Genomic DNA, 12,646 nt, shown 5'->3' with positions numbered 1-12,646 from the left:
CTGATTCTACAGTCATTTCTTTTTGTGTTTCTATCGTTTTTGGATCTCGATAAACTGTTTCTGTAGTCATTCTTTTTTGTGTTTCCATCGTTTTTGGACCTCCTTAATACTCCAACACTTCCCTTTTAGTGACACCACTGATAATTGCAGATAATGCGAATGAGAATAAGAAAATGACCACCCCAATAGCCATACCGTAACCGTAAGAAGAATTCGTGTAAGCCTGCTTATACATGTAGCTTAAAAACACTTCCGTCGATCCATCAGGTCCGCCGCCAGTCATTGCTTGAACGAGAAGAAAACTTAAATTAATCGTACTAATAACAAAGAAAGTTAACGTCGTCCGAATGTTGTTCCAAATTAACGGTAAAGTAATACTAAAAAATTGTCTGAACCGTCCAGCACCTTCCAAAGCAGATGCTTCATAAAAACTTTCCGGGATACTTGCCATTGCCGCCATATACATGACCATATAGTAACCAATCGCTTGCCAAATGAGTGCCCCTCCAATGCTGTAAATGGCAATTTTTTGATTTCCGAGCCACATCTTTTGTAGATGTTCCAGGTTAAATAAAGCAAGTAAATTATTTAACAACCCTGTAGTTGGGTCATAAACTGCAGAAAATATTCCCGCGATAACTACAACCGATAAAATATTAGGGATATAAAAAATAATTCGAAAGAAGCTTTTTCCTTTTATTTTTTCTCTTGTTAACAAAGTGGCAAACAAAATCGCCATCACCATCGTGATGAGTGTGACGATAACAATCAAGACTATACTGTTTTGGAGAGACCGAAAGAAGTTCATATCATTCCATAAAATCTTGAAGTTTTCGAGCCCAACAAATACCTTATTATTAGAAAATCCTCCCCACTTATATAAGGACATCCTGAATACCTCAATCGTAGGAACAATCATAAAAATGGCTAACAGGATTAGTGCTGGTGCAGTACAAACAAAAATAAAAATTCTTTTTTCTGTCTTCTTATTCATGCCATCACCTCAGTTAATAAGTACAACGGTGAGACTAGGCGACTCACCATTGTACATAGTGAAAACGAATTTATTTTAATGCAGACCGTAATTGGTCACTCACTTTTTCAACAGAGCTTTGCCAATCTTTCACCTTTTTATCACCAGAAACAACACTGTCAATCGTTCTAAATAATGTATCTGGCATACTTACACCTTCAACAGCTTTCGTTGCAGCAAATCCACCTATTCCCACTTTCACTCCATTATCATAGATACTATAGAATGATTTATTTTCACCTGTCAGTTTATTAGAAAGGCCTTTGATAGGCTGGATCGCACTCGACTCAGCAAAAATTTCAGCTGCCTTATCCGAATAAACAAACGTCATGAAATCTTTAGCAAGTTGTTTATTTTTAGCTGCTGATGGAATCCACATTTGTTCAAAGAAAGTAAATGCATAACGGTCGCTATTAGCATCAATTGTCGGTAAAGCCATCATGCCCCATTCAAACCCTTTAGATCGAGGAGCTTCTTTCATTTCACCAACTACCCACGTACCATTTGGCATAAACAAAGCTTTGTTATCGAGAATCAACTGTTGATTTTTCTTGTAGTCTTTATCATTTGCATTCGCAACAGTAGTTGGTTCTGTATATTTTGCTAATTTTCCGATAATTTCAAAAGATTTTGTTGCTTCAGAAGTTTCCCAAACACCATCTGTATATTTCATAGCTTTATTAAATAACTCAGGCCCGCCCACCCCTAGTAGTAAAGAGTAGAAGAATGTATCAAAGTAGCCTGTAGTAGGGTAAGTAAATAATGAAATCCCTTCTGCTTTCACTTTATCTCCTAAAGCCCACATTTCGTCCCAAGTCTTCGGCACTTCCCAACCTTTTTCTTTAAATAAACTAGCATTATAAAATAATCCAGTTGGACTATAGAACATCGGTGCCATATAAATGTTACCGTCATTATAAGGATTAGTTGCAGGTGTACCAGTAAGCCCTGGTACTAACTTATCTTTGACTTTAACATCTTCACCATAAACATTTTTATCAAAAACATCAGTAATGTCTTCTAATGCTTTATCTTTAATCAAAGTTTCTGTTAGCGCCTGTTTTCTCCCGGTTGCCAACAACACAACATCCGGATACTTTCCTGCTTTCATATTTGAGCCTATGACATCCTCAAGATTTTTGTCCACTGTCAATTTAACATCAACTTTTGGATTAGCAGCTTCATATGCGTCAATCACTTTGCTCCACATCTCTTTACCATAAGCCGATTCAAGTGTTGCCACATGAAGGGTTTGTTTTTCACTGGAGCCTTTACCATCCTTAGCGTTATCAACTTTTGTAGTATTACCTTGGCAAGCTATTAAACTAAAAGATAACAAAGCTGTCATCCCAGACAACAATAACTTTTTTTTCATCTCTATTTACCCCCATCTCCTAATCTTCCTTTCATAATTAAAGAATACAAAACAGATAACGCTTTCACAATAAACATCTTGTTCTGTTTTTTAGATATCTTGCTTTTTACTGAATATCCCACTAAAATCTTTATAAAATAGATAAAAAGTCTACGAAGGAGGGATTCATTTGTCCAATGAAGTATATGAGATTCCACAATTTCAACGAAACCATCTTCCAGTAAAACTTCTTTATATAACAAAATCAAAATACGATAAAGATTGGCATAGCACCATTCACGCTCATCACTTTACAGAGCTATTGTATATTACTAAGGGCAAAGGAACTTTTATATTTTACAAAGAAGAAATCCCTGTCCAAGAACACAATTTGATTATCATTAATCCAAATATCGAGCACACGGAAAAGTCTGATACGGATTACCCGCTTGAATACATCGCACTTGGTATTCAAGGTCTGTCTTTTTCATCTTTAGAAAATCCTAGCCCAGTCACTATCCATAATTATAGCCAGGATCAAAAAAACTTTCTCTTCTATCTTCAGCAATTGGTGGAGGAAGTGGAAAACCACCAAGAAGATTATGACTTAATTATACAAAATATTCTGGAAATTTTACTACTTAAGATGATGAGAAAAAAATCTTTTAATGTAGAGAAAACATCTACTCAAAAAATTAATAAAGATATTGAATTTATTAAAAACTATATTAAGCAGCATTTTCACGAAAATATTAGCCTAGATACATTAGCAAGCATTAGTCATATTAATAAATATTATCTATCCCATTCCTTTAGGAAATTCGTCGGTGTGTCGCCTATTGAATATTTAATTCAAACTCGTATTAGAGAAAGTAAAATTTTGCTAGAAACTACTAATTATTCGATTTCTAATATTTCAACCATTACCGGTTTTTCTTCCCAATCATTCTTTGCACAATCATTTAAACGAGAAACAAATCTATCTCCTTCACAATACAGAAACGCTATAAATACTAGCAAAAATAAACTAGATTCTAGTGCAAAAATTTAAAGATACATGCAATGAACCTATACTTCTTTAATGTATTGTTACTATTATTTTGGAAAGAGAGTGTTCCTATGATTCAACAATTAAAAACATATTATGGTGAGGATATAAAAATTAATGAAGCTGTGTTGTCAGAAGATTATAGCTGGTTTTTAGTTGAAGGAAACAAAGTCGGAATCCGAAAAATTCGATTACATCAAAGGGAACATCAATTGCTTTCATCCATCTTAACACCCATTCATACTGATACGTTTTATAAAACAGAAAAAGAAAAATCGTGGTATGAAGCATTATACAGAAATAACAACATCCCTATACGGTCCGTTCGTTTTTTACACTTTTTCACAACACAATCTATTGTAGAAAGAGAAGAATTTCAAGATGCTTTACAGTCTATGTTTTCTTTTACTACTACAATGATATGGGAAACCTCGCAAGCTGGTGTTCTCATCTTAGAAGAAAACATAACGGAATCTGTATTGCAAACAGCCTTAGATACACTAGAAACAGATTTTTTTATATCCCTATCCTTCTTTGTTGGAAGACGTTATACGCAAACAGCTGAATTTACTTACCTGTATCAATGGGAACGAACATTATTTTCTGTTCTTTCTCCCTATTTATCAAAAAAAATTACATACATTGAACAACTGCTCCCTTATCAATTAATGATTTCATTACCGAAAGAAGAAAGAGGAAAATATACGCATCAATTATTGGCACATATTTCAAATGATAAAGAACTAATAGATAGCGTTAAAGTATTCTTCCAATGTAACTTAAATGTCTCTCTTGCAGCTAAACAATTATATTTACATCGTAATACTTTGCAGTATCGAATTGATAAATTCATTGAAAAAACAGGAATTAATATTAAAACTTTTGAAGGTGCAGTAACAGTTTATATGGCATTTCTTTCTTTAGATATCTCATGAAAGACGATACAATATTCATTTCCCTTATATCATCATCGTTTTATAGTATCTTGTGTGGTTCGGAAACTCTATTAACTTGTTTTTCTACGAAAAAAAGGATACTTTCTTCCCATATCTATAGATGAACTTAAGTTCTACAGAAGCTTTCTCATATCTTAAATATGTAAACTTGCATAAAAGCTCCTCATTCTTTTGTGCACAATGCCAATTTACTTACGCTTTTAATAATCTTATAATTCTATTAATTACAAAAAAGGAGTGGATATTTATGGCGGAACTTGTATTAGATCATATTTTTAAAGTGTATGATAATAAAATCACTGCCGTTTCTGACTTTAACTTACATATTGAAGATAAAGAGTTTATTGTATTTGTCGGTCCTTCTGGGTGCGGAAAATCAACAACTCTACGTATGATTGCAGGTCTAGAAGACATTTCTGATGGTTCGTTTTATATTGATGGAGATCGTATGAATGATGTCGCTCCAAAAGATCGCAACATTGCAATGGTATTTCAAAATTACGCACTCTACCCGCATATGACTGTTTATGATAATATGGCATTTGGCCTGAAACTACGTAAACTTCCAAAAGATGAAATTAATCGTCGAGTAACGGAAGCGGCGAAAATCTTAGGACTAGAAGATTACTTACAACGCAAACCAAAGGCATTATCAGGTGGACAACGCCAACGGGTTGCACTAGGAAGAGCTATAGTCCGTGATGCAAAAGTATTTTTAATGGACGAACCTCTATCAAATTTAGACGCAAAGTTACGCGTAAGCATGCGATCAGAAATTTCTAAACTTCACCGCCGTTTAAATACGACCACTATATATGTGACACATGATCAAACAGAAGCAATGACAATGGCATCACGCCTTGTTGTTATGAAAGATGGGCTCATCCAGCAAGTTGGAACTCCAAAAGAGGTATATGATACTCCTGAGAACATATTTGTTGGCGGATTCATTGGTTCTCCAGCTATGAATTTCTTTACCGGTACATTACAAGATAGCTATTTTCACATGGAAAATATCCGCTTCAAAGTACCAGATGGTCAACTAAAGACATTAAAGCAAAAAGGGTATAATGGAAAAAAAATCATACTCGGTATTCGTCCTGAAGACATTCATGATGAACCTATCGTTCTTCAATCTTCTCCTGAATCCACAGTCGAAATTACAGTAGAAGTCGCTGAATTATTAGGTGCTGAAACGATGATTCATGGAAAACTTTCAAACCAAAACTTTATTGCGCGAATTAACGCTCGTTCCGAGATTAAAACTAACGATACACTTCCATTAGCTTTTAGTTTAGCGAAAGCACACTTTTTTGATATCACTACCGAGCAAAGAATACGAAATAATTAACGAATGTCTAAAAAAATCCCGATAGAATTGTCCCGTAAGTAACTCAATCTTTCCATTTTATTGTATGCATAACTTCTACTTCAAAAAAATAGATGTAGCTACGACAAACATTTCTTGAAAAAGAATTCAAGACTAGATTCCACGATATATGCGACAGAACCATACTAAAAAACATCTCATATGAATATGAAATGTTTTTTAGTATTTTCTATTCTTTTAATAAATCTAATAAACCATTCCCTTCAGATGTACGTTCATATCCTAAAGGTACAGTTCTTTTAATAAGTTGTGCATATATTTCTGGTTCTGATAACTTTCTACCATATTCCCTTTCACACTGCTTTATGAGCAATGCCAGTGCTCCAGCGACATGCGGTGTCGCCATAGAAGTACCACTTAATACCGCATATTTCCCTTCAGGATACGTAGATAATATTTCATCGCCTGGCGCCACTAAATCAATTTCTTGATTTGAATTACTAAAACATGCGATTTTCCGATCTAAATTGACAGCGCCGACTTCAATTACTTCTGAGTATGCACCTGGGAAATCTAGTTCCTCCGTGTTATCATTACAATCTCCATTATTCCCAGCAGCACATACGACGAGAACATCTTGCTTTACCGCATTTTGAATTGCTTCATGTAATTCCGGAACGTCTTGCGGGCCACCAAGTGACATGGAAATGACTCTAACTCTTTCTTTATTAGGCCCTCTCCAATTTACAGCATAATGAATCGCCTCAATAATTTGCTCATAACTTCCAGAACCATCCCCTGCTAAAACCTTTAACACTAGCATTTTAGCAAGTGGTGCCACTCCTAAAACACCGATTCCATTTTCAGTCGCTGCAATTGTCCCCGCTACATGAGTACCGTGTCCGTTATTATCAAGATAAATATTTGGATCTCCTTCGTAATCTTTCGTGAAATTTCTTCCGCCGATAATACGATCCTTTAAATCTATATGATTCGTATCACACCCTGTATCTAATACGGCAACGACAATATCTTTTCCTTTCGCACTCTTCTCCCATACTTGCGGAGCGTGAATGAGTTGTACACCTGGCGGAATTTCATTTACTTGTTCAACCACCTTATCTACTGTAAAAGGAATCAATTGTATACCTTTTTGTTTATTCGCTGTACTACTATTCATCGTAATCCCTCCTGAAAATATATTATTTTCATTTCAGACCACTTTTGAAAACACTTACATTTAACATTCGTTTTATGTGTTTCGTTTTCCTTCCTTAAAAATGTTTCTCAATAAAGCTTACGAATTTTATACTACTCTTTTATCCCGCTTTAATAGGCCGCCCGATCGGTGAGGGCTGATAATCAGTGGGGATAAAGAACCCCCCGCTGATTAAAGTTTCACTTTATTTATCTCGTAATTTTTAGACACGAAAAATTACGAGATAAATAAAAGGACCAATTGAATGGTCCTTTTATAGTTTTTAAAGAATGATATGGAATTTTAAAAATAATTTAAATTAAGACTAAACCTCACTCTTGTTTAAAAACTTTTCTATTTCTTTTATTAAATATTTCGCTCCATCTATACTAACAGTAATGTTTCCATTTGCTAATGATATGTTTTGATTTGAAACATCACCTGTTATTTGACAAGCATTGTAAGGTTGATATTTTTGTAAAATGACTTTGTCTTCTTCTACGAAAATTTCAAGCGGTGATTTGATTTGTATTCCCAATACATCACGTAATTCTTTAGGAATTACAATTCGTCCTAATTCGTCTACTTTTCGAATAACTCCTGTTGCTTTCATATTACTTCCTCCCTTACTTTTTATTAATTTTTTCACCTCGCTTTTTCCATTTTATCACTTTTTGGTAATACCTGCCTCTTTTTAGAAAATTTTGTACTCAAGTTAAAAAAACACATTTAACGAATACGTAATCTCTCCTTCAATTGTTTTAAATAACGAGATCGAATCAGTAAAAAATATACAACTTGAATTCCTATGAAAATACTTAATACAATCGCATTTTCTTTAAATAATGAGTACTCAAACATCTGTCCGAGTGCAGTTAACGCTACTGCCCCATGTAATGTTGCAACACCTATTGGAACGAAGAATAAAAGTCCCAATCGAATTGTAACTACTTTCGATAATTCTCCACTTGTTAAGCCTACTTTTCGAATCATTTCAAACAAACGAGTATCATCCTCCAAGTCAGAAAACAAACGGAAATAAAGGAAGCTTCCTGCACATACGAAAAATACAATCCCAATAAAGAAACCTACAAACAGAATTGGTCCTGCAATTTGTAAACTTTGGTTTTGTTCGTACTCTTCTGCACTAAACGTTGTATGTTCTTCATAAGGATTCATCTGATGCGTTAGTTCTTTACCAACCTCAACTTCATCTTTCGTTCCTTCTGTTTTGTACACATAATCTTTTTCCTCTTTAAATCCATCTTGTAATACATCATACTGATTGTTAGAGATTACATAAACGTTACCTCTTATTATTTTACTTAATGAAGAAGTAGTAACTTTTTTCACTTTTAATGGTTCATTCAAATGCGGTAACGTAATTTCTTTTCTTTCTTTCATCGGTGGTCCTGGTATATCGACTGCTAAAAATAGAGCTTCTTTATTTGCAACAGTTTGAAATGGTTCTCCTGTTAATTTCGCATATTTTTCATAATCTGATTCTTTTATAAAAACGGCACTGCTTAATGACTGCTCCTCCGCCTTTTTCGTTGAAACACTCGTTTTAGAAGCTACTATATTATGTTTCTTTAATCCTTCGTCAATCATTTTCAAATGCTGTGATTCATTACTATTTCCTTGCTTAGAATGATAGTGAAACGCAATTGGTCTCTCCATAATCGCCTTTGTCATTGATGTAAAGCCAACTAATGTACCTATTGCTGAAAATGCTACAGTTGAAATTATGGTTACAATAAAGAACATTCTTGCGTTATCTCTCATACGGTAAGCTAAATCGGACAACGTAATAATATTTGTCTGTGTCCAATAGAAACGTTTACTTTTTTTACACAGTCTAATAATAAAGACACTCAACTGCTTATACAGCAAATACGTACCAATAATGACTACCGTTGTAACAGGAATCATCATGATAAATACCATTGCACCGTGTGACATAAGTGCTCCCGCATATCCCACACTAAGCAATATGACTGCTAATATAGAAGAAATAATGGATGCTTTCGGTTCCGGCTTCGCTTCTGCTGATCCTCTAAACAATTTCATAATTTTATTCTTTCGAATCATTCCTGCACTAAACAATGAAATGATCATAAATAATACGAAAAACATAATACTCGTTACAACAATGGCTTTCATTGGAATGTAATAAGGTAAGGAAATATCTAACTTTAATATCATGGGAGCTACAAACATTAATACTCCAGAAAATAACATTCCTGCAAGAATCCCAAAAATAATTGCCCCTATCCCAATCATAATATTTTCAAAAAAGATCAGACGCTTTAATTGATATTTTGTCATACCTAACATCATTAAAATCCCTAATTCACGCTTTCTCGTTTTTAAAAACATTCCCATTGAATATAAAATAAAGAAAAACGTAAATAAGTAAATAATGGACTGTGCAAAAGACATACTTACAAATACGTACCGGCCTAATTTTCCAGCACTTAACGCCGGATGAAACGCGAAAAATGAATAAACAAAAAAAGCCATAATAGCAAATGCACTACTTAAAAAATATGCTGAATATGTTCTTCTATTTCGCGTCACATTCCGATATGCGAGTTCTCTAATGTTCATATTACTTCTCCGCCCTTCTACTAACTATGTTCTTATATTAGTAAAATGCGGAAATAGCTTCCATCGATTCAAATGACAAAAACCTTACATTATTGAAAGGTTTCAAAAAAATTGCTTAAACGATGCAGTTTCATTATAATGACTACATTCATATTCATACACACATCCTATTGTATATTCGTTAATTTTGCGAAATAATAAAGGATAGAAGTATGTACCAATATACATATAAACTTATTTACCGCTTTAATATGAATAGGAGGAAAACATAATGACATTGCAAGAACAGATTATGAAAGCATTACACGTTCAACCTGTAATTGATCCGAAAGCAGAAATCCGTAAACGTGTTGATTTCTTAAAAGATTATGTAAAAAAAACAGGTGCGAAAGGATTTGTACTTGGAATTAGTGGCGGACAAGACTCTACATTAGCGGGACGTTTAGCCCAGCTTGCAGTTGAAGAAATTCGTAATGAAGGTGGTAATGCAACATTTATCGCCGTGCGTCTTCCTTATAAAGTACAAAAAGATGAAGATGATGCACAATTAGCATTACAATTCATTCAAGCAGATCAATCTGTTGCATTTGATATTGCTTCAACTGTTGATGCTTTTTCAAATCAATATGAAAACTTATTAGGTGAATCATTAACAGATTTCAATAAAGGCAACGTGAAAGCACGTATCCGCATGGTTACACAATATGCAATCGGTGGACAAAAAGGGCTACTTGTTATCGGAACAGATCACGCTGCAGAAGCTGTAACAGGGTTCTTTACAAAATTCGGAGATGGTGGTGCAGATTTATTACCATTAACGGGATTAACGAAGCGCCAAGGACGCGCGTTATTACAAGAGTTAGGTGCAGACGAGCGACTGTACTTAAAAATGCCAACAGCTGATTTATTAGATGAAAAACCAGGTCAAGCTGATGAAACAGAGTTAGGTATTACATACGATCAACTTGATGACTATTTAGAAGGTAAAGCAGTTCCAACTGACGTTGCAGAAAAAATTGAAAAACGTTACACAGTGAGCGAACATAAGAGACAAGTTCCAGCATCTATGTTTGATGATTGGTGGAAGTAAGTAAAACATAAAAAAGAAGCTAATCTCATTTAGCTTCTTTTTTATATGTTAACGATATACCCCTACTCTTTTCTCCAATAAATCTTGCAAGCAATCTTCATGCTGTTTACAAAATAACGGTGGCATGTCGTCTAACGGGAAAAACTGCAAATCCAACGTTTCATCACCGTCTGCTCTTTTCTCTCCTCCAACAATTGAGCATGAAAAGACTATCACAATTGACTGAGCTCTGTCTCCATTTGGATATGATTGAAAATATTTTGTATACACTCCAATAAGCTCATTTATTTCTACATCATACCCGGTTTCTTCTTTTATTTCTCGAATTGCGGTTTCTGCAGCCGATTCTCCAATTTCCATTGCCCCGCCAGGAAAGCCCCAGGCGTTAAAGTCTCCTCTTTTTTGCAGTAATACTTCTCCTTCTTTATTAAATACACAACCACCGGCAAAGTTTAAGAAAACATAATCATGCCCTACTTTTTCACGTAATTCTTTTATATAATTGGCCATTCTCTTTCCCCTTTTCATACTTCTTCTATCACTATTTCTTATCTTTTTCAAGCAATTCAATAATTCGATCTAGCTTCTGGTTCATATTAATCGCGTGGTGTTTCTTTGCAGCACCGCTTTGTAATACTCTTCTAATAAACAAAGTAAATGATATGAAAAACAAAACGATAAGTCCGATTACTAAACAAGTATATATCAATGTAAATATATTACTTTCGAAGAAGTTCATTCAGCATTCACATCCTCTCTTTGTTATTTTATCACATAATTCCCAATATTTTAAAGTAATAAACAAATATAAAAAGAGCACCTTTTACAGATGCTCTTTTTCATTACTTAATACGTAAATGTAATTGTCGCTAATGAATAATCTGCCATCGCACTATATGGTGCTACTTGATAAGATACACGCTTTGCACCTTTTGGCCAATTTATTTCATTTAACACTTTCTTTATATCTTGCATTGTTCCATCCATAGATTGCTTATATCGTACTTCTACCTTTTCTGGCTTAGAAGCGAATTGTTGCTGTAATTTCTTCTTAAACTCACTATAATTCTCTGCTCCGTATTGTGTAGACATATATTTTAAATTTGTTTCTTTTAACATTTGTTCATACGCCGCATTCTTTGAACTACCCGTTTTTATCTTGTTTGTTAATTCATTAAAATAACTTGTAGTTGCTGCTGGATATTTACTACGATCCCAGTCGTGATCTTTACTTAATTGCTCATCAGACATATTAAAATATGAATATGTTACGCGCCCAGCTTTATCCGGTACCGGATCATCGAATGTAGTATCAAGATGATACCATTTGTTTTCAATGTTTACTAAATTCCATGCGTGAGCTTGTCCATTTCCTGTACCTGTTACAATATGGTTTTGAATACCCGCTTCTTTTAGCAATTCATATGTTAATAACGTATATCCTTGGCAAACGGCAGAACGATTCGCTAACGCTTCATATGCTGTATATGCCCCATAAGACGTATCATACGATACATGTTTTACAACGTAATCATGAATAGCTTTTACTTTCTCATGCTCATCCATTCCTGGTTTTACAATCGAGCCTATAATCGCTTTCACCTGAGATTTTACATATTGTGTTTGCTCTTTTGATTCACGGTACTTAACTTGCAGTGTAAACGTATAGTTTCCTGGTAGCCCTTTAATAGAATATTTAGTAGAGGCTACATTATATTTTACATACTCGTCTGCATCTACAATTTTATTAAACTCGCCATACAATTGGTCCATCACATTTCTAGCATTTCTATCTTTCGTTTTATATGTGATTGTAATATTTTCTTCTCGATTATCAACCTGTTTTTTTAATTCTTTTCTAAAATCATTTAACAACTTTGCATCTGATTGTGATGTCGCTACAGTTGAATTCGTAGCTGCATAAGATACAGATGAAGCCTGTAAGCCTCCCATTACTATCGTTGAACAAAGTGCGGCAGCTGTCACATACTTACTTGTCTTTCCCATCATGTCACTCCTTACATTCT

12 protein-coding genes are annotated in these 12,646 nt (G+C 34.3%); 4 read left to right on the top strand and 8 right to left on the bottom strand.

Features of this window, described 5'->3' with window-relative positions; all coding sequences use genetic code 11:
- Nucleotides 1-103 precede the first annotated feature (103 nt).
- Nucleotides 104-994 (bottom strand): carbohydrate ABC transporter permease, encoded by an 891-nt coding sequence (locus MR079_RS13910; protein ID WP_139867588.1) that lies wholly within the window; start codon nt 992-994, stop codon nt 104-106.
- A gap of 70 nt (nt 995-1,064) precedes the next feature.
- Complete coding sequence (locus tag MR079_RS13905) at nt 1,065-2,381, bottom strand: carbohydrate ABC transporter substrate-binding protein (protein ID WP_242294157.1); 1,317 nt, start codon at nt 2,379-2,381, stop codon at nt 1,065-1,067.
- 196 nt (nt 2,382-2,577) lie between these two features.
- On the opposite strand from MR079_RS13905, the gene MR079_RS13900 reads away from it, so the two are divergent.
- The 3 genes from MR079_RS13900 to MR079_RS13890 all read left to right on the top strand — a co-directional run bounded on the left by MR079_RS13900 (nt 2,578) and on the right by MR079_RS13890 (nt 5,742).
- Complete coding sequence (locus tag MR079_RS13900; protein ID WP_000064377.1) at nt 2,578-3,438, top strand: helix-turn-helix domain-containing protein; 861 nt, start codon at nt 2,578-2,580, stop codon at nt 3,436-3,438.
- 68 nt (nt 3,439-3,506) lie between these two features.
- On the top strand, nt 3,507-4,370 hold the full coding sequence (locus MR079_RS13895; protein ID WP_242294155.1) for a PucR family transcriptional regulator: 864 nt from the start codon (nt 3,507-3,509) through the stop codon (nt 4,368-4,370).
- A gap of 268 nt (nt 4,371-4,638) precedes the next feature.
- On the top strand, nt 4,639-5,742 hold the full coding sequence (locus tag MR079_RS13890; RefSeq protein WP_016717250.1) for an ABC transporter ATP-binding protein: 1,104 nt from the start codon (nt 4,639-4,641) through the stop codon (nt 5,740-5,742).
- Between the two features lie 208 nt (nt 5,743-5,950).
- Here the strand turns inward: MR079_RS13890 and MR079_RS13885 are convergent, their stop codons facing one another.
- The 3 genes from MR079_RS13885 to MR079_RS13875 all read right to left on the bottom strand — a co-directional run bounded on the left by MR079_RS13885 (nt 5,951) and on the right by MR079_RS13875 (nt 9,529).
- Entirely contained in the window at nt 5,951-6,901 is a 951-nt protein-coding gene (locus MR079_RS13885; RefSeq protein ID WP_001089044.1) for a serine protease, read from the bottom strand.
- Between the two features lie 343 nt (nt 6,902-7,244).
- Nucleotides 7,245-7,532 carry an AbrB/MazE/SpoVT family DNA-binding domain-containing protein gene (locus MR079_RS13880; RefSeq protein WP_000648331.1) on the bottom strand — a complete coding sequence of 96 codons (288 nt, stop codon included), beginning with the start codon at nt 7,530-7,532 and terminating at the stop codon, nt 7,245-7,247.
- Nucleotides 7,533-7,648: 116 nt separating this feature from the next.
- A complete protein-coding gene (locus tag MR079_RS13875; protein ID WP_242294154.1) occupies nt 7,649-9,529 on the bottom strand; it encodes an FtsX-like permease family protein in 1,881 nt (626 codons plus the stop codon).
- A 271-nt stretch (nt 9,530-9,800) separates the two neighbouring features.
- Here MR079_RS13875 and nadE point away from each other — a divergent pair, with 271 nt between their 5' ends.
- Nucleotides 9,801-10,619, top strand: coding sequence for an ammonia-dependent NAD(+) synthetase (nadE, locus tag MR079_RS13870; RefSeq protein ID WP_049112898.1), 819 nt, complete (start codon nt 9,801-9,803; stop codon nt 10,617-10,619).
- Between the two features lie 48 nt (nt 10,620-10,667).
- Here the strand turns inward: nadE and MR079_RS13865 are convergent, their stop codons facing one another.
- The 3 genes from MR079_RS13865 to MR079_RS13855 form a co-directional block, all read right to left on the bottom strand.
- A complete protein-coding gene (locus MR079_RS13865) occupies nt 10,668-11,129 on the bottom strand; it encodes an NUDIX hydrolase (RefSeq protein ID WP_242294153.1) in 462 nt (153 codons plus the stop codon).
- A gap of 31 nt (nt 11,130-11,160) precedes the next feature.
- A complete protein-coding gene (locus MR079_RS13860) occupies nt 11,161-11,358 on the bottom strand; it encodes a DUF4083 domain-containing protein (RefSeq protein ID WP_139867598.1) in 198 nt (65 codons plus the stop codon).
- A 107-nt stretch (nt 11,359-11,465) separates the two neighbouring features.
- Nucleotides 11,466-12,626: a transglutaminase domain-containing protein gene (locus MR079_RS13855; protein WP_139867600.1), complete on the bottom strand. Its 1,161-nt coding sequence runs from the start codon at nt 12,624-12,626 to the stop codon at nt 11,466-11,468.
- Between the last annotated feature and the right edge of the window lie 20 nt (nt 12,627-12,646).

It is taken from the genome of Bacillus cereus group sp. BfR-BA-01381 (assembly GCF_022663555.1).
GTDB lineage: Bacteria > Bacillota > Bacilli > Bacillales > Bacillaceae_G > Bacillus_A > Bacillus_A pacificus.
The sequence above is the reverse complement of the archived record's forward strand: the minus strand, read 5'-3'. Positions and strand labels throughout refer to the sequence as shown.